The sequence below is a fragment of the Dyella sp. SYSU CM1112 genome, assembly GCF_058216415.1.
The window spans coordinates 228741-254764 of sequence record NZ_JBZEGI010000006.1 but is presented as its reverse complement, the minus strand read 5'-3'; the positions used below and the strand labels follow the sequence as shown (position 1 = coordinate 254764).

Genomic DNA, 26024 nt, shown 5'->3' with positions numbered 1-26024 from the left:
ATTTCTGGCGTCATTCCCGCTTTGGCAGGAAGGACGAAGGAACAGCAGGCCAATCAAGATCAGGCGCGTTCTTTCCAGCGACGTACCGCCTGTGCAAACGCCAGGCAATCGGCAAACTGGTTATATAGCGGTACCGGCGAAATGCGGATGACATCGGGTTCGCGCCAGTCGCCGATGATGCCATGAGCGATCAGATAGCCGAACAGTGCGCGTCCTTGCGCGCGACCGCCAAGCACGCGGATGGACAGCTGTGCACCACGCCGTTTGGGTTCCTTGGGCGTGACAATCTCCAGCACGTCAGGCAACTGCGTTTGCACCAGCCATTCAAGGTAACCGGTGAGCTGCAGCGATTTCTCGTGCAGACGCTGCATACCGGCGCGATGAAAGATTTCCAGCGATACGCGCAATGGCACAAGGGAGAGAATCGGCGGATTGGACAGCTGCCACCCATCTGCCCCTGGAGTGGGCACGAATTCCGGCCCCATCTGGAAACGCGTGGCTTTGTCGTGCCCCCACCAGCCGGCGAAACGCGGCAGCGCGGCGCGGGCATGTCGGGCGTGGACAAAGGCGCCACCTACCGCTCCCGGCCCTCCATTGAGGTATTTGTAGCTGCACCAGATCGCAAAATCCGCGCCGCTGTCGTGTAACTGCAACGGCAGATTGCCGACGGCATGCGCCAGATCGAAACCCACCTGGCAACCTTGGCGGTGCGCAAGCTCCGTGATCGCTTTCAAGTCGAATGCCTGCCCAGTGCGGTATTGGATGCCGGGCAGCAGCACCAGCGCGATGCGCGAGCCTTGCTCGGCAAGCACGCGTTCGATGGCAGCCATCGACATCGTACCGTTGGGTTCGTCACCCTCTACTTCGATCAACGAAAGATTGGGACTGAAACCGTGGTAGCGAATCTGCGATTCCACCGCATAACGGTCGGTAGGAAACGCGCCGGCTTCGATCAGGATGGCATGCCGATCCGGAGTGGGGCGATAGAAGCTCACCATCATCAGGTGCAGGTTCACGCCCAAGGTGTTCATGGCGACCACTTCGCCAGGCTGCGCGCCGACGACTTCTGCAAGGTGGTCGCGCACGAATTCGTGGTAATCCATCCAGGGCAGCCGGCCCTTGAAATGTCCTTCCACGCCAAGTTCGCCCCAGTAATCGAGCTCGGCGTTGACGGCTTCGCGTGATGCACGCGGCTGCAGTCCGAGTGAATTGCCGCAGAAGTAGCGGCTTTCGCCCTGCTCGTGCGGCGGGATGAAAAATTCGTCGCGAAAACTGCGCAAGGGATCGACGGCGTCGCGAGCCTGAGCCCACTCGACGGTAGCGGCAAACGATTCAGACATCAGTACATCCAGGATGGGTTCGTGCAGGGTTAGCGGGCGAGAAAAACGGCGATGCCGCGTTCCGCTTCATGCGTGTCAGCTGTTCAACGATGTAGCGACTTCGCTGCAGCCTTTGTCGAAGCTGCTTGCCCAGGCTTGTCCGGCCTGGCTGGCGGAGGGGCGCGCGCAACGCAATTGGATCGCATGCCCATCGCGAAACCAGTAGCGCTCGATATACGTGTACGGCGTACCGCTCTCGCTCGCTGTGTAGATAAAGCTGTTCTGGTCGCCCGACGGGTGGGTACCGGGTGTGTAGTCCTTCAGATTTTTGGCTTTGCTCACGGCGCCGCTGACGTAATCATTGAAGGCCTGCAAATCCTGCACCTGTTTGACGGTAACGGTAACGCGCGCGAGCGTCGTGCTTGCGCTCGGTGACGGATCCGGTACCTGGAACACACGCACTTCCGGATCGCCATCCACCTGCATGATGCCGACCCAGCCAGCGGGGGTGGTGAAGTGCACGTGGCCGGACGCCATGCTGACGTCGTCCGCCTGGACCGCGCCGATGCTGGCCACCATCAACACCATGACTGCCATGTAGCGCTTTAGATTCATGCGTGCTCCTGAGTTGATGCGTTTTGAACGAAGCGTCGTTCCGGCAGGCCCAGCCATTCCAGCGCGGTGCCATGAAACAGGCGTGCGCGGGTAGGTTCGTCCAGCGATAGCGATTCGATGGCGCTGCCCGGTTCTTGCTCCCCTAGCGGGAAAGGATAATCGGTACCGAGCATCACGCGATCGACGCCGGTCACATCCAGCAGGTAGCGCAACGCTTGCGTGTCGTGCACGCAGGAATCGAAAAACAGTCGTTTGAGGTATTCGCGCGGATTGCGGGGGTTATCGGTGGCAACCAGGTCCGGGCGCATGCGGAAACCGTGTTCGATGCGACCGATCGTCCACGGAAAGCTGCCGCCACCGTGGGCCAGCATCACACGCAATTTCGGCAGCCGTTCGAGTACCCCGCCGAATGCCAGGCAACAGGCCGCGCGTGATTGTTCGGCGGGCATGCCCACCAGCCATGGCATCCAATACTTGGGCATGGTCGCCGCACCCATCATGTCCCACGGGTGCACCATGATGGCCGCGCCAAGATCCGCTGCGGCTTCAAAGAAAGGAAAGAGCTCCGGCGCGTCGAGATTCCAGTCATTGCAGTGCGAACCGATCTGCACGCCGCACAGACCGAGCTCATCGATGCAGCGTTCAAGCTCGCGGATCGCCAGCTCCGGCGCCTGCAGCGGCACGGTGCCGATGCCCGCGTAGTGCCGAGGAAAATCCCGGCAGGTAGCAGCCATATGATCGTTCAGATGCCTATGCAGCTCCAGCGCCTGATAGCCGGGCGCCCAATAGGAAAACAGCACCGGCACGGTGGAAATCACCTGCACGCTGACGCCAAAGCGGGCGTAGTCATCGATACGGAATTGGGGATCGAACGAGGATTCCCACACTTCGCGAAAGAACTTGCCATCTTTGTAGATGCGATGCCGGCCATCGCTATGGGTCATCACCGGAAAGGCTTCATTGCCGTATTTGACTGCCAGATTCGGCCAGTCGCGCGGGAGGACGTGGGCGTGAGTGTCGATTTTCAGCATGCGCCAAGTGTAGCGCTTGCGGCTATTCCGGGCTGCGGCCGGGCTGGACCGGAGCAGGCCAGGCTCGTCAGGGGTGTACGCTGCGGCCGCTGTAGACGGTGGTGGTTTCCTGTGGGCCGCGTGCGACGACGTGGCCCAGGGTGTTGATGTTGTCGACCAGGCGGTCGCTGATGCGTATGACCTGCTCCGCGTGCGGACGATCATCCGCCATGGCCAGGAGGATAGAAAGACTGCGTTGCAGTTGACGCAAATCGGGAGCAGAAGGAGGCGGCTGATTGTTGCGCAGCGCGATAGCCAGGGCATGAAGGTAGGAGGCGGAGCGGTCGATGAAATGCGTCACCTCCACTTGCTCAGGCAGGATAGTGCAGTCATTCAGCAGTGCCTCCAGCGTCATGGTCGTGCGTGCGAGCCGGTTGCCATTGAGGAACAATGCATTGGCCAGCTCCAACAAGCCCGCCGGCGTGGCCGGTTCTGCCTGCATGCGATCGATGGAAGCCTGTGCATTGGTACGTGCTGTGCGTGCTGCCGTACGTGTTTCGCGATGCGCCGTGCGTTGATCTGGGCGCGCTAGCGCGTGCAGATACGCCGCGTAGGCGTCGAGCATGTCCGACAGCGCGGCGCGCGCTCGCCCACGTTCCCATGTCGGCCATACGAGGTAGGCGAGCAAGGCCATGCCACTGCCGAGTACGGTATTGATGACGCGGTCCATCACAGCCGTGTTGGAGTCCACCCCTTCGTAGGAAAGCAGGATCACCACGGTGCCGGTCAACGCTGCCACCGCAACACCGTAATGCGCGGTGGCTAGATAACGGAACGCCATGCACAGCACAGCCATCAGCGCCAGATGCGCCCAGGGATCGTGGGGCGTGACATACAGCAAGGCGGTGGTCAGCACCAGGCCAAGGAGGGTGCCGACGACACGCAGCAGACCAAAGTTGAACGTAGCGGCGAAATCGGGACGCAATACGATAGCGGCTGTCATCGGCAGCCAATAGCCGTGCGGCAATCCTCCCATACGTGAAATAAGCAAGGCGAGACTCAAGCAGACGGCGCAGCGCGTGGCGTGCCGGAAGGCGACGGAACGCGTGCTGAGGCTGGCGCGCAAAGTGGCCAGCGCAGAGCTGCCGCGCAATGCGCGCGGTAAGCGCATTTCGGCGGTTTCCGCGCGCTGTTCGCCATGCGACCCGGCCCAGTTGGCATTACGTACTGCCGCAGCCAGTTGACCGGACAAGGCGTGGATATGCGTAGCGATGCTGTCCTGGCGTGCGCGATCGTCCAGCAATGTGCGTTCGCTGGCTTGTAGTGTATGCAGCGTGCGTAAGGCCCGATCGGGTAGGACGCCTTGTTCAAGCGCCTCGGCAATCGCATGGAGTACACGTGCCGCGTCGGTGCGAAATAACGCGAGGACACCGGTCGCGCCGTGCATTTCCTTCATGGCGATCAGCTCCAGGCGGATACGTTCAGCCAGTTCCAGCAACACGGCGAATGCTTCCATGGCTCGGCCACGGGCATGGTGCCGGCCCAGCAATGTCTGCTGCAGCGTGGTCATGGCTTCGGTAAGCGCGGGCACGTCCTGTGCTTCGTTGGCACGGCTTTCTGCCAGAGTTGCCAGCCCGCGATAGACGGTGGCCAGTGCCTGTCGCTCCGGGCCATAGCGCTGCAGTGGCCATGCTGCGACGGAGAACAGTGCCAGCAACAGGCCACCGGCGAAAATCAGCAGGGCGCCGTTGATGGCTTGACCGAATGGCGTGGGTGTGGCGGCGGTGACGACGAGCAGGATCATGCTGGTCATGCCTACGCGCGCAATATCGGCGCCGAAAACTACCAGCAGGCCACCAAAGAAACCGAATATCGCCGTGGCGGCCAGCATCAACGCCAGATTGCCGCCAACCAGGAAACCACAAAGCGAAGCGAATCCCGCGACCGCAGAGGCCAACACCAGTTGCCTGAGGCGCTGGCGATACGGGCCGGGCTGATCAGAAAACATGGTGTCGAGCGCACCGACACCGATCGCCAACCCTGCCTCGCCGTGTCCGGTCCACATGCCTATGGCGAGGGGCAGCACAACTGCCGCCGTGTTGCGCACCACGACCCACACCGGTACATCCGGGCGCTTGGTCGCGGTCAGGCTTTGCAACACGCTGGCGCGCAGCGAATAGTCTCGAGTCGACATGGCCGGGGAGAACGCTCAAGTGGATCGATTCTGCCTCAGCCAGCTAACGATGTCGCCTGGGATCGACACACCCAAACGGCGCCGAAATGGCGCCGTTTGGGTGTGGTTCAACGCCGCCGCCAATGCGATGGTGTTTGCAACGGTGTTCTGTCGTTTATGAAACGCGGCCGGCAAACTCGCCCGTCAATGTATTCACCCAGACTTTTTCATCGTTGCTGATGTATTCCGGTACCTGGATCTCGATGCCGGTGTTGAGTTTGGCCGGCTTGGTGCGCTTGGTGGCGCTGGCGCCTTTCAATTCGGGTGCTGTATCCACCACCGTAAGTTGCACGCTGGTGGGTACTTGCAGTCCTACCGGCGCATCGTCGATGACTTGCACGTAATAACCTTCCACACTTTCGACGATGTAGCCGGCGTTATCGCCGATCAGTTCCGGATCGAGGGTGTACTGCGTGTAGTCTTCATTGTCCATGAACACATAGGCCTCGCCATCCATATACGAAAAATTGGCGGCGCGACGAACCAGCTCCATTTCCTTGAGGTCATCGTCCGCGCGCAGGCTGAGATCGAACTTGCGCCCTCCCGGAATGGAGTACAGCGTGAAGCGGAACGTGACATTGCCGCCACGCGCCGTAGGTGCGCTGCGCTCGATGTCGCGCACTTGATACACGGTGCCTTCGTGTTCGACTACGTTGCCTTTCTTGACGTCGGAAGCTTTCATGGAATGTCGGTGATGAGAGTGAGTGAATGGGAAAAGCGGAATCAGCGAAGGTCGTGCAGATTGGAAAAAGAAACAGGCAGGCAGGACGGCGGGGCGATAGGCGTTACCTGTTTCTCCCGCGCCCTACTTGGACGCCAGCCTTACCGCACCATCCAGCCGAATCGTCTCGCCGTTGATGTAGCGGTTGCCCAGGATAAACGCGACAGTTGCCGCGAATTCCTCCGGCTTGCCCAGGCGCGAGGGAAAGGGGATCGAGGCTGACAACGATTCCTGCACCTGTGGCGGCATGCCGTCCACCATGGGCGTCCAAAAGATACCCGGCGCGATGGTTGCGACACGGATACCGAAGCGCGACAGCTCGCGCGCCATCGGCAAGGTCATGCCTACGACGCCGCCTTTGGAGGCGGAGTAGGCGGCCTGACCGATCTGGCCTTCATAAGCCGCCACACTGGCCGTGTTGATGATCACGCCACGCTCGCCGTCTTCGCCGGCCTCGTTCTGCTGCATCAGCGCGGCCCCGGCTTTGGCGACATTGAAGCTGCCGACCAGATTCACCATCACCGTGGTGGCGAACGTACCCAAGGGCATCGGGCCTTCCTTGCCCAGCACGCGCCCTGCGCCGAGGATGCCGGCACAGTTGATCACGACGTTCAAGCCGCCCAGGGCGTCCCGTGCCGATGCAACGTTCGTCGCCACACCGTCCTCGGAGGTGACGTCAGTGCGGAAGAAGTGCGCGTGGCCACCCAGGGCCTTGGCGGCTTCCTGGCCTTTTTCTTCATTGACGTCGAACAAAGCGACGCGACCGCCATGGGTCACCAGGTGTTGAGCGACAGCATGGCCGAGACCGGAAGCGCCGCCGGTGATGATGGCTTTGACTTGATCGAGCTGCATAGGGGGATGTCCGGGAACCAAAACCGCAATAGTAACGCACCAGGTTCGTTACCCGTTCTGGTTCCAGCGAGCTGAACAGGTGTCTCGCCAGCGACACAGGATTCACATAGCATTCGGGAGGCTGACGTGATCTTGATGCCGCGTCGGTCATTCGTGCGGAGGCGCCGTGCTCTACCAAGATCTTGCGACGTCATGATCTTGGCAGAGCCTACGATTGACCGTGCAACTCCACTCACACAAGGAGAACGCCATGAAAAAGCAATTAGGAGCGATGATTTTTTGCAGTGCGATGCTGCTGTCGTCGCAATTCGCCCTGGCTCAAGATGATCACCACCGGCCACCGCCGCCGCATTCGGCGCCTCACGGGCACTACCACGGCATGTACGACCAGGGTCGGCATGAAGGTTGGTATAAGCGAGGCGGCCATATCCCTCCCGCTTATCGGGGTAGTCAATATGTGGTGAGTGACTGGCGTCACTATCACCTCAAGCCGCCGCCGCGCGGCTATCACTACATTCGCAGCGATAACGGTGATTTCCTGCTTGCAGCCGTCACCACTGGCGCGATCCTTAGCATCATCGCAGCCAGCCACTGATCATCTTGTTCAGTGTTTTTCGGGCAGGCTTTTAGCCTGCCCGATGTTTTGAGGGCCGCCGGATGGTTCGGGTCAAGGCGCCACCCGCAATCTGTCAGGTGTATAGCAAGGCCTGTAGCGAAGGCGACCCGATGAGTGATGAAAACAGCTGCACGGCCTTGGGTGGATTCGTGGCAGGTTGCAATTCCTTCTGCCATACCCCCACATCCCACCAGCGCTCCAATTTGTAGCCGGCCTTGCGCCAGACACCGGCCGGCGTAAAACCCATCGTCTCGTGCAGCGCGACGCTGACCTCGCCCGGCAGCGTGATGACTCCCACCGCCTGATTGATACCTTGCAAGCGCATGACATTCAGCAATGTGCCGTAAAGGCGGCGTGCGATGCCTCGTCGACGTGCGTCGCCATGCACATAGATCGATGTCTCCGCAATCCAGTCATAGGCGGCGCGTTCTCGAAATCGAGTGGCATAGGCATAGGCCCATACCTCACCGTGTTCCTCCCATACCAGCCATGGGTAGTGCTGCAAGCGGGTGACGATGCGCTGGCGCATCGCGTCGGCGCCAGGAAGTTCGGTTTCGAAGGTAATCGCCGTATCGGTAATCGCGGGCGTATAGATAGCGTGGATGGCGTCGGCATCTTCGGCTCGGGCGACTCGGATCATTTCTGATATTTCCAGTTGCGATGCTTGCCTTCCGTCAGCCACTCCAAAGCGGTGGCTATACGTTTCTGGCGAGTGGTGTCGGTCTTGGCTTCCGTTATCCAGTCGACGTATTCGCGCTGCGCGCTCGGGCTGAAGGCGTCATAGGTCTTGCGAGCCGCCGTGTGCTTCTTCAACAGCGTGGCAAAATCGGACGGCAATAGCGGAGGTGGTTTTCGTGTCGTTACAGGGCGTCGTTTCTTTACGTCCTCGTCTTTCAACGCCATGGCCTTGCGAACGTAGGCGATCAGTTCTTTCTTGCTTGGCAGTTCCTTGATGGACACGATCTTGCCGAACTGCCCCATGCCTTCCTGGTTCGTCTCGCCGACCACTTGCTTGCCATGCCAGAAGTGGAAACTGCAATGCTGCTTGAATGCTGCCATGGAACACATCAGCTTGCCCTGGTAGCCGAAATGCGGACAACCCCATTTGATGTCTTCCTCCACCTCGGGGCATGCGGCATGTATGACGGCGCGGAGATGTTCGAGGATGGGTTGGGCGAATTCGGCCGACTTGGCGATATAAGCGTCGATGCGTGGATCGCGTCCGGTCATAGACGCCTCGTTATAGATCGCAGATGTAAAAGCGGTCGCAACTGAAATGGCCGGTTCCACCCATGGGTGTCTGCAGTGGCGTGAATCCATGTTTGCGATACAACGCCTGCGCGGCATCCATGCCGGTCAAGGTTTCGATGTAGCAGCGCTTGAAACCGAAACCACGCGCCGCATCCAGGCAGCGATGCATCATCATTGACCCTGCGCCGGTACCGCGTGCTGCGGGGAGAAAATACATTTTGCGCAATTCGCAGACATCCGTATCGCCGCCTTCCAGCGGCGCAATGCCGGCGCCGCCGATCACGATGCCGTCGCGTTCCACGACGAAATACGCGCTACGCGGGCGGCCATAAGCAACGGACATCGCGTCCACTTCGGCATCGTGAATGGCGAAGCCGGGGCCATCGGCGCCGAACTCGGGCATCACGGTACGGATGATGTTGGCAACTGCCGCGTTGTCACGCGGCTCTACGGGGCGGATAAGAAAGTCAGTCATGACGGCGAGCTTACCAACCCCTTTCGCATTCGGGGAGGGAGCTCGTTGCTAAAGAACATCAAGCGGCGGTCGTGCGTGCCTTCGTAACCCGGCTAGCCGTTGGTTTGTTGAGCTGTGTCGAAAGCCACGCACCGGTAGCAATGAGCTGATCCAGGTCGATACCCGTTTGCATACCCATGCCATGCAGCATGTACACCACGTCCTCGCTGGCCACATTACCGGTAGCGCCCTTGGCATACGGGCAGCCGCCGGTACCGGAGACCGCGCTGTCGATCACCCGTACCCCTTCTTCCAGACAGGCCAGGATATTGGCCAATGCCTGGCCATAGGTGTCATGGAAATGGACGGCCAATGCGTGCAGCGGAATTTCCTGCGATACCGCGTGCAGCATGGCACGCGCTTTCGCAGGCGTGCCCACGCCGATGGTATCGGCCACCGAAATTTCATAGCAGCCCATCTCATACAGACGCTTTGCTACATTGACCACGCTGGTCAGCGGTACTTCGCCTTGATAGGGGCATCCCAGTGCCGTGGACACATAGCCGCGCACCTTGATGCCTTCGGCTTTTGCTTCCTCAAGTACCGGCTCGAATCGCCGCAGCGATTCGTCGATGGATGCATTGATGTTGGCCCGGTTGAAGGCTTCGGATGCCGCGGTGAACACCGATACCTCGGTCGCGCCGGCAGCGCGCGCCAGCCGATAGCCCTGTTCGTTCGGTACCAGCACGGGGTAGGTCACGCCCGGCACTTTGCGGATACCACGAAACACTTCCGCGGCGTCAGCCAGTTGTGGCACCCAGGTGGGGCTTACGAAACTGGTGGTTTCAATCGTCTTCAGGCCGGTCGCGGAAAGCCGGTCGATCAAGGCGATCTTGATGTCGGGTGGAAGCAACGTCTTTTCGTTTTGCAACCCGTCGCGCGGGCTGACTTCGACGATGCGAACCTCGGAAACGTTCATGCAGAAGCTCCTGCAACCGGGCGGTGGTTCACGACGCGAAGCGAACGAGTACGGCGTCGGCTTCCACAAACTCGCCTTGCGTTGCACTCACGCTTTCAATGGTGCCTTTGCGCGGCGCCTTCAAGGCTAGCTCCATTTTCATCGCTTCCATCACGAGCAATTCCTGACCTTCCTCAACGTTATCGCCTGCTTGCGCCTTTACCAGCACGATGCGACCGGGCATGGGTGCGATGATCTGGTTGCCTCCGCCGCCTTCGCTGGATTCCCATGCAAACGCAGCAGCACAGTGAAAGGTGTACCGCTGCCCGTTCGTATCGTGCAGCAGGATGCGATCGCGGTCGACATAGAGGGATAAACGGATCGCCTGGCCGTCGAAGCGTACGCCGAGCGTGCCGCCAAGGTTGCGTGCACCTTGCACTTCGCAGCGCGACGAGCCGACCTGCAAGCGATAGTTGCCGCCGTGTCCGTGCGCCTCGACTTCATACCGTTGTTCGCGCAACGCCAGCGCGACGATCCGCTTGCCCGCATGCCCGATACGCCATGCATCGGCGCGCGACCAAGGCGAATACGGATCGCTGCCATGCGACGTATCGGCAATGGCCGTACGTTCGTCATCGAGCAGCGCGGCAGTGGCAGCGGCAAAGAGAACATGTTCAGAGGGTGACGCATCGCCGGTTAGAAATTCATCAAGATGCCGATCCAGATAACCGGTGTCGATCCGTCCTTCGATGATGGCCGGATGACGGACCAACCGTTCGAGAAACGCGATGTTGGATTTCGGGCCGGCGATATCTGCTTCCGCGAGCGCCTCACGCAGGCGCTGCAAGGCTTGCACGCGATCCGTGTCATGCACGATGAGCTTGGCGATCATCGGATCGTAAAAAATCGTTACGGTATCGCCTTCGACAACGCCGCCATCCAGGCGCACATGCGCCGATGGTGCGGGTAAACGTAACGTGCGCAAGGTACCGGAGCTAGGCAGGAATTGTTGATCCGGATCCTCGGCGTACAGGCGCACTTCGATCGCGTGCCCATGCGCCTGCACATCTTCCTGCTGCCATGGCAGCGATTCACCCGCCGCGATGCGCAACTGCCATTCCACCAGGTCGACGCCCAGCGTTGCTTCGGTGACGGGGTGCTCCACCTGCAGGCGCGTGTTCATTTCCATGAAATAAAACGTGCCGTCCTGCGCCACGATAAATTCCACGGTGCCTGCGCCGACGTAATTCACGGCCCTGGCCGCCGCCACCGCCGCCATGCCCATCGCTTCCCGCCGTTCGGGAGTGAGGAAGGGGGAGGGCGTTTCCTCCAGCACTTTTTGATAGCGGCGTTGTGCCGAACACTCGCGTTCGTTCAAGTGAATGATATGGCCCTGGCTGTCGCCGAAGACTTGGAATTCGATATGCCGGGGGTGCTCGACATAACGCTCCAGAATCACCCGTGTATCGCCGAACGAGCTGGCTGCTTCGCGCTGAGCGGATGCCAGCGCGTCCGCAAATTCGTTTTCAGCGCGCACGATGCGCATGCCTTTGCCACCACCGCCCGCGGCCGCTTTGATCATCAGCGGAAAACCGGTCTTGCGCGCTTGCGTGGCAAGCACCCCGGGCGATTGGTCATCGCCGTGGTAGCCCGGTACCAGCGGTACGTGATGATGTTCCATCAACGCTTTTGCCGCTGCCTTGGACCCCATCGCTTCGATGCTTTCAGGGCGTGGGCCGATGAACGTGACGCCTGCTTCGGTGCATGCCCGCGCAAACGCGGTGTTCTCGGAAAGAAAGCCGTAACCGGGATGGATGGCCTGCGCGCCGGACATCCTGGCAACATCGAGAATAGCCTCACCGCGGAGGTAGGAGTCCGCCGGACGAGGGCCTCCGATCGGCCACGCTTCATCCGCTAAACGCACATGCTGCGCGTCCTTGTCGGCTTCGGAGTACACCGCAATCGTGCGAATGCCTAAACGCCGGCAGGTGCGGATGACGCGGCAGGCAATTTCACCGCGATTGGCAATCAGTACACGCTCGAACATGCGAGGGCTCGCAGAAGCTGCAAAGCCCATAAAACTAGCAGAATTGCCCGATCTCGCCGATGCGCAGCGCAGCACGGCTTTCCCTTCGCCAGATCCAAAGCTGCCCAGGGCGTGATCCCGGGTTACAGCACTGTTGCGGCGCCCACGGCGGCTTGTGCGCACATGAGTGTGCGGAGGTGTCCCCTCATTCCGCCTGTGGCACGCAAGCTGAGCCGGTTATTCACCTTCCCAATAATCCGCGGTATCCCCTTGGCGCATGACAATTCGGATCATTTGCGGCTTACCTTCTGCATCAGGCCCGAAATCGCCCTGGATGCCGTATTTGTTCGAATCCGGGTATTCGCAAATTTCCGGTGAAAGCTTGCTGCTTACGGCGAGGTAGCGCATCTCGACGGGGCCGGTATTGATGATCTGATGTGCGCTTTCCGGGCCACCGGGCGGACAGGCGATGATGTCACCCTTTCGTATGGGATACCGTTCAGCGCCGACGCGAATTTCGCCTTCCCCTTCCAGGATAAAAAACATCTCTTCGTTGACGCGATGGTTATGCAACGGAAAGGCACGCTTGCCGGGCGGCACCGCCGTGATGTTGTAGCCGAGTTTTTGCGCACCCAACTGCATGGATACGCGACCCATGCGTGCCTCGAAGCGTTGCGCCGTTTCGCCGCTAGGGCCGAATCCGGGTGGAAACGATTGCAGCTCGATGTCATCGATATGAACGATGCGTTTCATGGCACAACTCCTGATTGGAAACGAAAGGTGGACGTCGCAAGGCTAAATCAGCCTGCTGCCACCATAGTGTCAGCTATAGCGTGTCCAGCCAGGCGCGCGTTTATCGAGGAACGCACTCAAGCCTTCCTGGCCTTCGTCTGAGACGCGCAGGCGAGCGATCAGCGCTGCGTTGTCACGGTCGATGCGTTCCGCCGTGGGTTCGTCAAGCCCGTGCATGCCAAGCGCCAACCGCTTCGCTTCGATCTGTGCAATCGGGCCGGCCTTGAGCAGCTGCTGGAGGACGGCGTGTACGGTTTCATCCAGGCTCTCGGCCGACACGGTGTGGTGCAGCAAACCGATGCGCGCCGCGGTATCGGCGTCAAAGATCTCGCCGGTCATGAACAAGCGTCGCGCTTGCCGCAGACCGATAGCGGCGATGACATAGGGCGAAATCACTGCCGGCACCAAACCGAGTTTTACTTCGGTCAGGCCGAATTTGGCCGTGGTCACGCCAATGGCGATATCGCAACAGGCGATAAGCCCCACGCCCCCTCCATAGGCGGCGCCGTTGACGCGCGCAACAGTGGGCTTGGGAAGAAATTGCAGCGTGCGCATCAGCGCGGCAAGGCGCAGGGAATCCTCCCGGTTTTCTGCTTCGCTGGCTTTTGCCATGCCGAGCATCCATTCCAGGTCCGCTCCGGCGGAGAAGCTGGCTCCCACGCCGGTCAGCACGATGGCGCGTAGGCGGCTGTCGCGCCCCGCTTCCTGCAAGGCAAGGGTGAGCTCGCCGATCAGGTGGTCGTCAAAGGCGTTGTGCACGTCCGGACGATTCAGCCGAAGTTCGCGAATGCCGGCACGATCGGCGATCTGTATCGAAGTAGTCATGGGCGGTCCTGCAAGGAAATGCGGGCATCTTAATGAAGCCGGCTCGGAGACCCATTTTTTCTTTTCCGCGAGCGTTTAGGGGGCACCCCCTGTACCGCTTGTGAAAAAAGGCTACAATGCGAACCATTCTTATTTAGAAAAGTAACAACTGTGCGCCTGTCCGACTTGCCGAAAGGTGCGTACGCCGTGGTTGAACGAGTTGAAGATGCCCACGCTGATGACATGATCGCGCAACGACTGCGCGACCTGGGTTTTGTCGCGGGCGAGCGGGTGAGGCTGGTGGCGCGGGGGCCGATTGGCGCCGATCCGCTGCTGATCCAGATCGGCTCGACGCGATTCGCCCTGCGGCGGGCAGAAGCGGCACGGGTAACGGTGCAGGAGGAAGTCGCATGAGCGCCGGTACGTTGCGCGTCGCCCTGGTTGGCAATCCTAACTGTGGCAAGACGGCTCTGTTCAATCAGCTTACTGGCGGTCGCCAAAAAGTCGCCAACTACGCGGGCGTCACCGTGGAACGGAAGGAGGGCCGTTTTGCGGCGCCATCCGGACGCGTGCTGCAGATTCTCGATCTACCGGGTACATACAGCTTTGACGCCGCCAGTCCCGACGAACAGATCACCCGCGACGTGCTCGAAGGTAATTATCCGGGTGAGGCTGCACCGGATCTGATCGTCTGCGTGGCCGATGCCACCAACCTTCGTCTGCATTTGCGTTTTGTGCTGGAGGTCAAGCGCCTCGGCCGGCCAGTGGTGCTGGCGCTGAACATGATGGATGCCGCGCGCCGTCGCGGCATCGTGATTGACGTACCGACCTTGCAGCGTCGCCTTGGCATCCCTGTAGTGGAGACGGTAGCGATCAAGCGCGGCGGCACGCGAGCGTTGGTCGAGCGCGTCGACGGCGACTTGCCGCAAGCGCCGCCTGCACTACCTGACGATCCGGCAAGCCGCGCCGATCTGCATGCTGAAGTGCGTGAACTGATGGCGGCCACCGTGACCATGCCGCGCGCGACCGCGGTGATCGACGACATGCTGGATCGCTGGGTGCTGCATCCAGTGTTCGGCTTGATCACCTTGGCGGTCGTGATGTTCCTGGTGTTCCAGGCGGTATATGCCTCCGGCAAGCCGATGAGCGATTTGATCGGCAACCTCTTTACGGACCTTGGCGAGCACGCCGCAGTCATCCTGCCGGCTGGACCGCTGCGCGACCTGTTGATCAGCGGCGTGTTCGGTGGCTTGGGTACGGTGCTCGGCTTTCTGCCTGTGATCCTGGTGCTGTTCTTTTTTATCCTCATGCTGGAGGAGTCGGGCTATCTGCCGCGTGCCGCCTTCCTGCTGGACCGGCTGATGGTGTCGGTGGGGCTGACCGGGCGTTCGTTCATTCCGCTGTTGTCGAGTTTCGCCTGCGCGATTCCCGGCATCATGGGCACGCGCAGCATCACCGATCCGCGCGATCGTCTGGCCACCATCCTGGTGGCACCGCTGATGACATGTTCGGCGCGCCTGCCGGTCTATGCCCTCTTGATCGGTGCTTTCATTCCCACGCGCAGAGTATTGGGTGTGTTCAATCTGCAAGGCGTGGTGCTGTTCGCCTTGTACGTGGCCGGCATCACTGGGGCAATGACGGTAGGCTGGGTGATCAAGCGCATGCGTCGTGACAAGAGCGAACACGCGTTGCTGATGGAACTGCCTTCGTATCGCCTGCCGAGGGCTCGCGACGTTGCCATCGGTCTGTGGGAGCGTGGCACGATCTTTCTCAAACGGCTCACTGGCGTCATCCTGGCCTTGACCGTGCTGATGTGGTTTATCTCTACCTTCCCCGCACCGCCGGCGGGGGCCACCGGTCCGGCCATCAATTACAGCTTCGCCGGTTACCTAGGCCGCTTTCTGCAGCACATCTTTGCGCCGCTGGGTTTCAACTGGCAGATCAGCTTGTCGCTGATCCCTGCCTTCGCTGCGCGCGAAACAGCCGTGGCCACGCTGGCGACGGTGTATGCCGTCAGCGGCGATGTGCAGCATGGTGGCCTTGCGCATGCCTTGACGGCTAATTTCTCGCTGGCAACGGCGTTGTCACTGCTAGTGTGGTTTGCGTTTGCACCGCAGTGCATGTCCACGCTCGCCGTTGTCCGACGCGAGACGAATTCCTGGCGCAATGTCGCCATTTCCTTCGGTTATATGTTCGCCGTAGCCTATGCGGCGTCGCTGGTCACCTATCAGGTGGCGAGGTTATTCCTGTGAGCACGAGCCTGTTTATCCAATATGTAGCGGTCGGGTTGGTCGTACTGGTGAGCGCGCTGTATGCGTTTCGCAAGCTCGCACCGCAGCTTACCAACCGTTGGTTGGCGTCTGCGTCGATCGGATTCCGCCAGCCTGGGCATGCCGCATGGGTGCAGGCCTTGGGGCGGCGCATGCAACCCAAGCAGGCGACTGGCAGCTGCAGTGACGGTTGCAGCACATGCGGTGCCTGCGGTCCCAAGCCGCCTGCTCGTGCGCAGGGCGATGCCTTGCCGCTGGAATTTCGGCCGCGGCGTCATTGACGACGTGGCAGTGCGTGTATCAGTCAGGTGCGCGCAAAGCTCGGATGCAGATGGGCGCGATGTCGCCACAGATCGACGGCCCACATGCAAAAGGCTGCACACGCCGCTATCGGTACGATGGGCAAGCTTCCTTCACGTAGCACTTGCGCCAGCGGGTTGAGGCAGGCCATGCCGATAACGATCGCTGCGGGAAGCACCCGATTCAGTCGTGGTGAAAATCCTGCATTGCGCCGACGGAAACGGCGAACGGCGATCACGAAACTCGGAACAATCAGCGTCCATGCCATCGAATGCGTTGGTCCCACTGCATAAAGCACAAGACCCCATGCGGAAAGCACCGGCAATATCAGTCGACGCAGCCACGGGCGCTGCGATGGCGAAGACTCCGGCAAACCCTGCCACCAATCCAGCCACGCATATCCCGCGTAGATCAGCCATAGCGCGAACACGGTGCCAGCCACGATGGTGGACACCTCGGCTGTCGTAAGCCATTCGCTTGCTGCCGATCCCTCGCTCGCGCGCGATGAGCCGCTGAGCAGGGACAGACCCAGGGCGGCCAGCCCGCACCCTAGGGCCGCAAGGGCGGCTCGCAGCGATCCCAGGGTGAAACGCGGCCACGATATCGTCCTGGGGACCGCGGCTTTAAGCCAGAACTGTGCATGGTCGCGGTCGATGGACGAAGGCAGTTCTTCAAGTCGCCCATGACAAAGGGCTTGAATAAGACGCCCCATCTCGCCCACCCGGCCAAACTGCAAGGCTGCCGCCATGACACGCCATGTACTGAGGGGGCGTTGCAGCAATGCGAGATCTTCTCGGATCGAGGCTACATCCGGCTGCGAACCTCCCATCATGCGTATGCGCCGCGCCAGTTCGCGGTGATTACGGGGAATCATTTCCCACAACGTCAGCTGGCGTCGACGCAACTGCTGCAAGGCGATGGGATTGATGCCGGAGAGTACGTGGTCCAGGTCGAAGAAATGCAGTAGCGCATCCAGGTGGTAAGAGGACATGGGCCGCGGCTGCTGAAAAAGGCGGTGGATGACGATGCGGCTGACCTGCTGCTTGACCTGGATGGCCCAGAACTCCGGCCGCGCCGTCAGCCAGCTGGAAAAAGCTTCATGCTGTTCTGTATCGACCGCCGCACGGATGATTTCGTCAGCCAGCATGCCGAGGTTCGGCGCCGGCCATGCCGTCGCGTCGAGAAGGGTGGGGGGTGATGAGTGCGTATCTTTCGCCGCTGCTTCCTTGCGCGGCAAGGCGGAATCTTCCGCGGCAACGACCCGGGCTGCTGGCGGAGAGACAGCTCGATTCGTCGTGCGCGCGCTTACATGTGCCAATGCGAGCTTGTAGGCCGTGTGCAGGCGCTGAAATGCATCCGGATCCTCATCTGGCCGCGTCGTCCGCAGCAGACGCGCGTAGGCACGTTTGACATCGGCTTCATCTGCGTCATCCGCGACCAGGCCCAGCAGTTCGAACGGCCCATTCACAGTTTCGCTTCCAGCGAATCCAGCGCCTCGCCGAAACTCCGCTGATGTTCACGGATCAGGCGCTCGTCCTGCGTTTCCAGCGTCTGGCGAAACTGGCCGATCCATTGCTGCAAAATTTGGCGGGCCGCGATATGTTCTTCGAACAGACGTTCCGCGCGGGCAAGCAAAGCGATGTTTTCCTGCTTGGCGCGAGGATGGATTTTCAATTCCGACAACGCCGCCAGTCGTGTGCGGATCTCCGCTTCGCTGAGCATGCCTGGATTTTGCTCCAGCAGCAGCTCGTGTCGTATGCCCGTAGCTTTGGGCGTGACCTCGATCTGCAGAACGCCATTGATGTCATACGTGAACCGGACCGCGATTTCGTTTTGCGCGACAGGCAAATTCGGATTGAGCGGAATGTCGAGTTCGCCCAGCTTGATGTTGTTCGCGACGAGCGGGTTCTCTCCTTGGTAGACCTTCAAGCTTAGCGTCGCCTGCCGCTCGGCCATCGGCCAATAGCTGCTTTCCCGGCTGATCGGCACCACACTGTTGCGCTGGATGATCGGCGAGAACAAACCATTCTGGATATGACCTTGTGCATCCCGCTGGCCGATCTCCACACCCAGCGTGTAAGGGCACACGTCCGTGAGAATGATTTCTTCCAGCTTTGCGTTGCGGCTTTTCAATCCCGAAGCGACGCAAGCGCCCAGCGCGATGGCTTCATCCGGATTGACGTGACGCAACGGCAACTTGCCGAACATGCGCGCGATGAGCCGCGATATCAGCGGCATGCGGCTGGCACCACCCACCAACACGATTTCGTCGAGTTGATCGGGGCGCAGGCGGGCGTCGCGCAGGGCGCGCTCCAGTGGCGCGCGCATGCGTTGCATGAGCGGTTCGGCGAGTTGCAGGAAACGTCCCTGATCGATGCTCCAGCGAATGTCACGCTGACCGATCTGGCCCTCCACCTGCACGTCAGAGTACTGACTCAGATTGCGCTTGGCGGCTTCGAGCTTGCGGCGCAGCAGTCCGCGTTCGACCAGTGAAAAGTCATCTTTTTCAAGCTTTAGGTCAGCAAGGCAGGCCGTCTGCAGAACGTCGAGAAAATCCTCGCCGCCGAGATAGTTGTCGCCGGCGCTGGCATGAACTTCGACAACGCCCTCGAACATCTCCAATACCGATACGTCGAACGTGCCCCCGCCCAGGTCGAACACCAGAAAGTGATTGCCGTCTTTGCGGTCTTGCAGCCCATAGGCCAGCGCGGCGGCTGTCGGTTCATTGATCAGACGCTCGACCTTGATGCCGGCGAGTTCACCGGCAGCACGCGTGGCTTTGCGTTGCGCATCGGAGAAATAGGCGGGCACGCTGATCACCGCCTCCTGGACCTTCTCGCCAAGTGCGGCTTCTGCGTCGGCGAGCAGTGTTCGCAAGACCAGTGCGGACAACTCTTCCGGCCGGAAGCTGCGGTGGCCGAGCTCGGTTTCGCGCGAAGAGCCCATCCATCGCTTGAACGCCGCAACGGTCGAACGCGGATGACTGATCAGGCGATCGCGTGCGGCTTCGCCGACCAGCATGTGCTCCTGGTCGTCGAGGCTTACCACCGAAGGCGTGAGATACCCGCCAAGCGCATTGCGAAAAAGTATCGGACCGTCTTCGCCGTAGTAGCCGATCAACGAATGTGTAGTACCCAGATCGATGCCAACGATCATCTCAAATCCCCTGCAAACATCCTTGGCTGCGGCCAGGCCGCGCTATCACTTGTTACATGCGGAATACGCCATAACGCTGAGGTTCGATCGGCGCATTCAACGACGCGGAAATGGCAAGTCCCAATACGCGTCGTGTATCGGCGGGATCGATGATGCCGTCGTCCCACAACCTCGCGCTTGCGTAATATGGATGTCCTTGCTGTTCGTATTGTTCGCGGATCGGCGCCTTGAAGGCTTCCTCCTCTTCCGCGCTCCAGCTTTGTCCAGCCGTTTCCATGCCATCGCGCTTCACCGTAGCCAATACGCTTGCTGCCTGCTCGCCGCCCATCACGCTGATGCGCGCATTCGGCCACATCCACAGGAAGCGCGCGCCATAGGCACGGCCACACATCGCATAGTTGCCGGCACCGAAGCTACCCCCGATGACCACCGTAAACTTGGGAACCTGCGAGCAGGCCACGGCGGTCACCATCTTTGCTCCATCCTTTGCGATGCCGGCGTTTTCGTACTTCTTGCCGACCATGAAGCCGGTGATGTTCTGCAGGAACACCAGCGGTACGTTGCGCTGGTTGCACAACTCGATGAAGTGCGCGCCCTTGAGTGCCGACTCGGAAAACAAAATGCCGTTGTTGGCGACGATGCCCACCGGATACCCATGGATATGCGCGAAGCCGCATACCAAGGTTTTGCCATAGCGAGCCTTGAACTCATGGAACTCCGAGCCATCGACGATACGCGCGATCACTTCGCGGATATCGAACGGACGGCGCGTATCCCGCGGAATCACACCGTAGAGTTCTTCGGCCGCATAACGCGGTTCCACCGGTGGCTTCAGCGCCAGCGGCATCGGCTTTTTGCGATTGAGGCTGGCAACGATGTCGCGCGCAATGGACAGCGCATGCGCATCGTTTTCCGCAAAGTGATCGGCCACGCCCGAGACGGATGTATGCACGTCCGCGCCGCCGAGCGCTTCCGCGTCGACCACTTCGCCGGTCGCGGCCTTCACCAGCGGTGGGCCACCGAGGAAGATCGTGCCTTGCTCCCGCACGATGATGGTTTCATCGCTCATGGCCGGCACATAAGCGCCGCCGGCCGTGCACGAACCCATGACCACCGCAATCTGCGGAATGCCCAGACCCGACATGCGCGCCTGGTTATAGAAAATGCGGCCGAAGTGTTCTTTATCCGGGAACACTTCGTCCTGCATCGGCAGGAAGGCTCCGCCGGAATCGACCAGATAGATGCAAGGCAGGCGATTTTCCAGCGCCACTTCCTGTGCGCGCAGATGCTTTTTCACGGTGATCGGAAAGTAGGTGCCGCCTTTGACCGTTGCGTCATTGGCGACGATCACCACCTCGGTACCGTGCACGCGGCCGATGCCTGTGATGATGCCTGCGGCAGGTGCCGCATTGTCATACAAGCCGTGCGCAGCCAATGGCGACAGCTCCAGGAAAGGCGAGCCAGGGTCGAGCAATGCGCGGACACGTTCGCGTGGCAGCAGCTTGCCGCGGGCCGTATGTTTCGCGCGCGCCTTGGTACCGCCGCCTTCGGCAGTGCGTGCCAGTTCGCGGTGCAGGTCATCCACGAGAGAGTGCAAGTGCGCGTGGCTGGCTTGGAATTCCGGTGAGCGGGAATCGATCTGCGAGAGGAGGACGCTCATGATGTCGTGCTGATCGTCTGGCTAAACCACGCATCATAACGGCCTGAGTATGGATCCTGCACGAAAGCGGCCCGCTGCATTGCCACATCCACAGCTGGTTTTTGCACGGCCCATAAAAAAACCGGCCGCACATGGCGGCCGGTTTTCCGAAACCTCGCGAAGAATCAGTTGCCCTTCGAGGCGTCTTTGGCGTCCTTCGCAGCGGTAGCAGCCGACTTGGCAGCGTCGGCAGCCTTGTCAGCAGCCTCCGAAGCATTGGAAGCTGCGCTCTTCATCGCATCGCCGGCGCTGGGCGCGGCGGTGGAAGCGGGAGCGGCACCGGCGGTGGAAGCCGGAGCAGCAGCAGCCGGAGTGGCAGCCGTGGAGGCGGCAGCGGCCTTCTGAGCCTGATCAGCAGCCTGAGAAGCTGCTTGCTGGGCCTGATCAGCTGACTTCTGTGCGTCCTGCGCGGCATCCTGCGCGCCGTTGCTGCAAGCCGCCAGCAGCGCGACAAGCGCGGAGGCGAGAAGGGTACGCGTGAACTTCATAATAAATCTCCTTAGCCGTGGAATGCCATTTGGCGGATTATTAATAGCGCTTTCACGTTAAACGCGCTACCTGTTTCAACAAACAACTTTTAAGCCGCATTTAAAACCAACGGCCGGGTATTTAGCCCGGCCGGGTCATATGCAACGGTGTGTAGCTTAATCCAGGCGTTCGATTGCGACAGCAGTAGCTTCGCCGCCACCAATGCATAACGCCGCCACACCGCGACGCAAGCCTCGGGTTTTCAAAGCGTTGAGCAAGGTCACCACCAAACGTGCACCGCTGGCACCGATGGGATGGCCAAGCGCGCAAGCGCCGCCGTTGACGTTGAGCTTTTCATGCGAAATGCCCAGCTCGCGCATGGGCGCCATCGCCACCACCGCGAACGCTTCATTGACTTCGAACAGATCGACGTCGTCCACTTTCCAGCCGGCCTTGTCGAGCACCTTGCTGATCGCAGCCACCGGTGCGGTCGTAAACCATTCCGGTTCCTGGGAATGCGTGGCATGCGCGACGATGCGCGCCAGCGGCTTGATGCCGCGTGCCTTGGCGTCGTCCGCCGAAAGCAGGATGACCGCTGCCGCACCATCGGAAATGCTTGACGAGCTGGCTGCGGTAATTGTGCCGTTTTCCTTGCGAAACGCCGGTTTGAGCGAAGGAATCTTGTTGATGTCCGAACGGCTTGGCTGCTCGTCGGTATCGATCCGTACGTCGCCCTTCTTGCCGGCCACGGTCACCGGTGCGATTTCATCGGCGAAGGCGCCGGATTCCTGCGCGGCCTTGGAACGCTTGACCGACTCGATGGCGAAGGCGTCCTGCTCTTCACGGCTGAAATGGTATTTATCGGCACAAAGCTCGCCGAACACGCCCATGGCCTTGCCGTCGTAAGGGTTGGTCAGGCCGTCCCAGGCCATGTGATCGACCAGCTCGGCGTTGCCATAGCGGATACCGCCGCGGGCATTCACCATGTGCGGTGCGTTGGTCATGGATTCCATGCCGCCTGCCACGACGAGGGCGGCCGAGCCGGCTTTGATCAGGTCGTGTCCCAGCATGATGGCTTTCATGCCCGAGCCGCAGACTTTATTGATGGTGGTGCAACCGGTGCCGACCGGCAGGCCTGCCTGCAGGGCCGCCTGGCGGGCGGGCGCCTGGCCGAGGTTGGCGGGCAGTACGCAACCCATGATGACTTCGCTGACATCCCTGGCGGCGACGCCTGATTGCTCGAGTGCCGCCCGAATGGCGGTAGCGCCGAGGGTGGGGCTGGGCACGCCGGTGAATTGGCCGAGGAAGGAGCCGATGGCAGTGCGCTTGGCACCTGCAATGACAACGCTGACGTCCGACATGGGGATCTCCGAGGGAGCTTAGAGGCGCTTCGCGCCAGGGAAGAACCTGCGAATTATCGCAGTCCTCGATGCAAAGCAGCAAATCCGGTTTCAGCGTGAGAAATCGCGTATTCAGCCGCGCTCCCCATCCCGTCGGGCAAGCGAATAAGCTATGCGAGTCACCGTTGCGGAGGCAGCGGTGTATCTGCGTGTTGTGGGGACCAACATAGCCAATAGGGGTGGATGCATGGCAACGGGAATGCAGGCGTGGCGCCGCCGTGAAATCGCGCTTTTGATCGCTCTTGCACTGGGGTTGAGCGGGTGCGGCGGAGGCGGCGGTAACAGCAATGTAAAAACATCGTCATCCGGAACACCGGCACCTTCGCCGGCACCTTCGCCTTCACCGAGTTCGAACCTGCCGCAACCACCGATCAATGCGCAGCTTGCATTGACCAACACCTACGCGGCTTTCAAGCAAGGTTATACCGGCGCCGGCGTCATCATCGGCGTGGTCGACAGCGGCATCATGCCGAACAACCCGGCGGTGGCAGGGCGCGTCGTGCAGCCCGAACTCATCTATGTCGATCCGAGCACCAACAACACCAGTATTCCCGACGTAGTCGGACATGGTACCTGGGTGTCCGAAATTGCCGCAGGTGCATCATTTGGACAATTTGCCGGCGGTATCGCACCCGGCGCCACGCTGGTCTCCGCACGCATCATCGATGACAACGCGCCGGACGATAATGGATCCACCGCGCCGACGCCGGTGGCACCATCCGATGCCGTGCCGCTCGGGCAGGTCAACAGCAACCTGATCAGCAGCGGCGTAAAAGTCATGAACAACTCCTGGGGTGGCATTTCCTGGAGCAGTACCGATACGGCAACCAGCCAGGCCTTTGATACGGCTTACACACCGTTCGTAAACAACGGCGGTTTAGTGGTTTTTGCTGCAGGTAACGATTCACAAGCCAACCCGAGCACCATCGCATCATTGCCGTCGATCGCCAACGACGCGAATCTGCAAAAAGGCTGGTTGGTAGCCGTTGCGTTGAACAGCAACAGTCCCACTCAGCTGGACAGCTATTCGAACAAGTGCGGTATCGCCATGAATTACTGCCTGGCTGCGCCGGGCGATGTGATCGTGCTAGACAAAGACACGCTCGCCAGCACGACCAATCCCAGCTACTACATCGTGGAAGGCACCTCGTTTGCGGCGCCCGAGGTATCGGGTGCGGCGGCGTTGGTATGGCAAGCCTATCCGTATTTTTCCAACGATCTGGTACGCCAGACCTTGCTCGGCACCGCAACGCCATTAGGCGGTTCGCAACCCAACCCGACGTTCGGTTACGGTGTACTCAACGTCGGCGCCGCGGTGAACGGTCCGGAGCAATTCAACTGGGATAACGTTGCCGTAAGCTTTTCGGGCACGTCCAGTTGGAACAATCCCATCTCGGGGATATACGGCTTGACGATGAATGGCCCCGGCACGCTTACCCTGAGCCAGCCTTCTACCTATACCGGTGACACGAACGTCAACGGCGGCACGCTGAATGCGGTATCTCTGACATCAAACGTCAACATCGCTTCCGCCGGAACATTCGCTGTTACGGGCAATTCGGCCACGGCGACCAAGCCGCTCATCACCGGCAACATCACAAGCCAGGGAACGCTTGTGGTAGGCAGTACCAATCTCACCATGAGCGGAACCTACCAGCAGACCGGCGGGAGACTGGCCGTTCCGCTGGGATCGGCGCTGCAGGTGACAGGAGCTGCAACACTCAGCGGCAATCCGCAGCTTTATGTCTATGGCGCAGATGCCGGTTATGTCATGAGTTCAAAGACAATCGTTTTATCGGCGACGCAGGGCCTCACGGGAACGTTTGCGGGTTCGACGCCGACAACGGCGCTTTCCGTCGTATTGACTGCCACCATCGGCTACGACGCCAACGACGCCTACCTGGATGTCACCAGCGTCAACCTCACCAGCATCAAGGGGCTGCCATACTCGTCCGCAACCTATGCCGCCGCCGAACGCGTACAAGGCGCCTTCAACACTATCAACAATGCCATCCAGAGCGGATCGGCCGCACAAACGTTGCCGAGCAGTTTTGTCAGTGGTGCGGCAAGCATCCAGCAAACGCAGACGACGGCCGCCATGCAGCAGTCGCTCAACAGCCTTTCTGGTCAGTTGTACGCAGCCAGCGCCGCGATGACGTTCGAAGCGATCGATGCCGACACGCGCGCTTTGTCCGATCGGTTCGACATGCTGCTCGATCATCCGGAACTGCTCGACCGCAACCAATTCCAGAGCTGGACGCAGAATCTCGGTTATCAGGGAAACTTCTCGCGCAGCGGATACGACAATCTGGGCTTTCAGCTCTACGGCAACATGATAGGTGGCGACCGCCGTGTCGGCAGCAGTGGCATCGTCGGTTATGCCGTCAGCCAGAGCCAAGGGCTGGGCAATCTTCAGCAGAGTGCCGACCAGGGATTCAGCCGTGCCCTCGAAGGTATGGTTTACGGTGGCGTCGTACATGGAAACTGGTACGCGATGGGACGCATGGGCGTCGGCACCGATTGGCAAAATACCCGTCGCGCATTGCTGCTTGGCAATCAATACGCAGGTGTGTCGAGTTTCAGCAATGGACGCTACAACGTCGCTTATACCGAAAGCGGGTATCGTTTCCATGCAGGCAACTGGAACCTCACGCCGTATACCAATCTGGAATACGCCAACGTCGAGCGCGACGGCTTCAGCGAAGCAGGTGGCTACGGATTCGGCCTCACGTCTACGATGCAAACCATCCAACGTTGGCAAGCGGGCCTTGGCTTGCGCGGTTCACGGCAGTGGCTCATGGCCAATGGCACGCGGCTGAGCCTGCAGGCGCGCATGCTCTGGCAGGATGCCTTCGCCATGCGCGGTGTGCTGCCAAACGCCAGTTTTGCCGCTTTGCAGGAGTTCACGCCGATCGAGGGCATTGGCCTGTCGCGCTACGGTAGCGTTGCCGGTCTCTCACTGGATTGGCGTTTCTCGGCGCGCTCCGATCTGTCGATGGGCGTGGACGAGTACGATGCGCAGCATGCGCGCGCCACCATGAGTACGCTGAACTACAGCCTGCACTTCTGAGGTGTGAGCC

23 protein-coding genes are annotated in these 26024 nt (G+C 60.6%); 5 read left to right on the top strand and 18 right to left on the bottom strand.

The features are described from left to right. Nucleotides 1-59 precede the first annotated feature (59 nt). The 6 genes from kynU to AC4HNJ_RS11330 all read right to left on the bottom strand — a co-directional run bounded on the left by kynU (nucleotide 60) and on the right by AC4HNJ_RS11330 (nucleotide 6750). On the bottom strand, nucleotides 60-1340 hold the full coding sequence (kynU, locus tag AC4HNJ_RS11355) for a kynureninase (protein WP_490479678.1): 1281 nt from the start codon (nucleotides 1338-1340) through the stop codon (nucleotides 60-62). Nucleotides 1341-1415: 75 nt separating this feature from the next. After that, nucleotides 1416-1934, bottom strand: a complete 519-nt coding sequence (locus tag AC4HNJ_RS11350) for a hypothetical protein (RefSeq protein WP_490479677.1) — start codon at nucleotides 1932-1934, stop codon at nucleotides 1416-1418. Next, complete coding sequence (locus AC4HNJ_RS11345) at nucleotides 1931-2965, bottom strand: amidohydrolase family protein (RefSeq protein ID WP_490479676.1); 1035 nt, start codon at nucleotides 2963-2965, stop codon at nucleotides 1931-1933. Before AC4HNJ_RS11345 ends, AC4HNJ_RS11350 begins: the two co-directional genes overlap by 4 nt. 67 nt (nucleotides 2966-3032) lie before the next feature. After that, the gene (locus AC4HNJ_RS11340) at nucleotides 3033-5138 is read right to left on the bottom strand and encodes an FUSC family protein (protein WP_490479675.1); all 2106 of its coding nucleotides are present in this window, start codon (nucleotides 5136-5138) and stop codon (nucleotides 3033-3035) included. Nucleotides 5139-5292: 154 nt separating this feature from the next. Further along, nucleotides 5293-5859 (bottom strand): elongation factor P-like protein EfpL, encoded by a 567-nt coding sequence (gene efpL / locus AC4HNJ_RS11335; RefSeq protein ID WP_490479674.1) that lies wholly within the window; start codon nucleotides 5857-5859, stop codon nucleotides 5293-5295. 123 nt (nucleotides 5860-5982) lie between these two features. Then, complete coding sequence (locus AC4HNJ_RS11330; protein ID WP_490479673.1) at nucleotides 5983-6750, bottom strand: SDR family NAD(P)-dependent oxidoreductase; 768 nt, start codon at nucleotides 6748-6750, stop codon at nucleotides 5983-5985. Nucleotides 6751-7000: 250 nt separating this feature from the next. On the opposite strand from AC4HNJ_RS11330, the gene AC4HNJ_RS11325 reads away from it, so the two are divergent. Further along, nucleotides 7001-7345, top strand: coding sequence for an RcnB family protein (locus AC4HNJ_RS11325; RefSeq protein ID WP_490479672.1), 345 nt, complete (start codon nucleotides 7001-7003; stop codon nucleotides 7343-7345). A gap of 94 nt (nucleotides 7346-7439) precedes the next feature. Here the strand turns inward: AC4HNJ_RS11325 and AC4HNJ_RS11320 are convergent, their stop codons facing one another. The 7 genes from AC4HNJ_RS11320 to AC4HNJ_RS11290 form a co-directional block, all read right to left on the bottom strand. Next, nucleotides 7440-8006, bottom strand: a complete 567-nt coding sequence (locus AC4HNJ_RS11320; protein WP_490479671.1) for a GNAT family N-acetyltransferase — start codon at nucleotides 8004-8006, stop codon at nucleotides 7440-7442. Beyond that, nucleotides 8003-8596 (bottom strand): YdeI/OmpD-associated family protein, encoded by a 594-nt coding sequence (locus tag AC4HNJ_RS11315; protein WP_490479670.1) that lies wholly within the window; start codon nucleotides 8594-8596, stop codon nucleotides 8003-8005. Before AC4HNJ_RS11315 ends, AC4HNJ_RS11320 begins: the two co-directional genes overlap by 4 nt. 10 nt (nucleotides 8597-8606) lie before the next feature. Then, complete coding sequence (locus AC4HNJ_RS11310; protein WP_490479669.1) at nucleotides 8607-9092, bottom strand: GNAT family N-acetyltransferase; 486 nt, start codon at nucleotides 9090-9092, stop codon at nucleotides 8607-8609. Between the two features lie 58 nt (nucleotides 9093-9150). Continuing rightward, nucleotides 9151-10050, bottom strand: coding sequence for a hydroxymethylglutaryl-CoA lyase (locus AC4HNJ_RS11305; protein ID WP_490479668.1), 900 nt, complete (start codon nucleotides 10048-10050; stop codon nucleotides 9151-9153). Between the two features lie 28 nt (nucleotides 10051-10078). Continuing rightward, nucleotides 10079-12076 carry an acetyl/propionyl/methylcrotonyl-CoA carboxylase subunit alpha gene (locus AC4HNJ_RS11300; RefSeq protein ID WP_490479667.1) on the bottom strand — a complete coding sequence of 666 codons (1998 nt, stop codon included), beginning with the start codon at nucleotides 12074-12076 and terminating at the stop codon, nucleotides 10079-10081. Between the two features lie 216 nt (nucleotides 12077-12292). Then, nucleotides 12293-12808 carry a cupin domain-containing protein gene (locus AC4HNJ_RS11295; protein ID WP_490479666.1) on the bottom strand — a complete coding sequence of 172 codons (516 nt, stop codon included), beginning with the start codon at nucleotides 12806-12808 and terminating at the stop codon, nucleotides 12293-12295. Nucleotides 12809-12877: 69 nt separating this feature from the next. Beyond that, complete coding sequence (locus AC4HNJ_RS11290) at nucleotides 12878-13672, bottom strand: enoyl-CoA hydratase-related protein (protein WP_490479665.1); 795 nt, start codon at nucleotides 13670-13672, stop codon at nucleotides 12878-12880. Nucleotides 13673-13822: 150 nt separating this feature from the next. On the opposite strand from AC4HNJ_RS11290, the gene AC4HNJ_RS11285 reads away from it, so the two are divergent. Genes AC4HNJ_RS11285 through AC4HNJ_RS11275 form a run of 3 tightly spaced genes read left to right on the top strand, consistent with a single transcriptional unit; the run spans nucleotide 13823 to nucleotide 16202 of the window. Further along, nucleotides 13823-14065 carry a FeoA family protein gene (locus tag AC4HNJ_RS11285; protein ID WP_490479664.1) on the top strand — a complete coding sequence of 81 codons (243 nt, stop codon included), beginning with the start codon at nucleotides 13823-13825 and terminating at the stop codon, nucleotides 14063-14065. Next, complete coding sequence (feoB, locus tag AC4HNJ_RS11280) at nucleotides 14062-15903, top strand: ferrous iron transporter B (protein ID WP_490479663.1); 1842 nt, start codon at nucleotides 14062-14064, stop codon at nucleotides 15901-15903. The genes AC4HNJ_RS11285 and feoB overlap by 4 nt, the downstream gene beginning before the upstream one ends. Further along, nucleotides 15900-16202, top strand: a complete 303-nt coding sequence (locus tag AC4HNJ_RS11275; protein ID WP_490479662.1) for a DUF6587 family protein — start codon at nucleotides 15900-15902, stop codon at nucleotides 16200-16202. The genes feoB and AC4HNJ_RS11275 overlap by 4 nt, the downstream gene beginning before the upstream one ends. A 23-nt stretch (nucleotides 16203-16225) precedes the next feature. Here AC4HNJ_RS11275 and AC4HNJ_RS11270 read toward each other — a convergent pair whose 3' ends face one another. From AC4HNJ_RS11270 to AC4HNJ_RS11250, 5 genes are all read right to left on the bottom strand, one after another. Further along, entirely contained in the window at nucleotides 16226-17689 is a 1464-nt protein-coding gene (locus AC4HNJ_RS11270; protein WP_490479661.1) for a J domain-containing protein, read from the bottom strand. Then, complete coding sequence (locus AC4HNJ_RS11265; protein ID WP_490479660.1) at nucleotides 17686-19377, bottom strand: Hsp70 family protein; 1692 nt, start codon at nucleotides 19375-19377, stop codon at nucleotides 17686-17688. Before AC4HNJ_RS11265 ends, AC4HNJ_RS11270 begins: the two co-directional genes overlap by 4 nt. 52 nt (nucleotides 19378-19429) lie before the next feature. Next, nucleotides 19430-21037 (bottom strand): carboxyl transferase domain-containing protein, encoded by a 1608-nt coding sequence (locus AC4HNJ_RS11260; RefSeq protein WP_490479659.1) that lies wholly within the window; start codon nucleotides 21035-21037, stop codon nucleotides 19430-19432. A 164-nt stretch (nucleotides 21038-21201) separates the two neighbouring features. Then, nucleotides 21202-21564, bottom strand: a complete 363-nt coding sequence (locus AC4HNJ_RS11255; RefSeq protein ID WP_490479658.1) for a hypothetical protein — start codon at nucleotides 21562-21564, stop codon at nucleotides 21202-21204. 156 nt (nucleotides 21565-21720) lie between these two features. Beyond that, the gene (locus AC4HNJ_RS11250; protein ID WP_490479657.1) at nucleotides 21721-22905 is read right to left on the bottom strand and encodes a thiolase family protein; all 1185 of its coding nucleotides are present in this window, start codon (nucleotides 22903-22905) and stop codon (nucleotides 21721-21723) included. A gap of 226 nt (nucleotides 22906-23131) precedes the next feature. Between AC4HNJ_RS11250 and AC4HNJ_RS11245 the strand changes: the two genes are divergently transcribed. Next, nucleotides 23132-26014, top strand: coding sequence for a S8 family serine peptidase (locus AC4HNJ_RS11245; protein WP_490479656.1), 2883 nt, complete (start codon nucleotides 23132-23134; stop codon nucleotides 26012-26014). Nucleotides 26015-26024 lie beyond the last annotated feature (10 nt).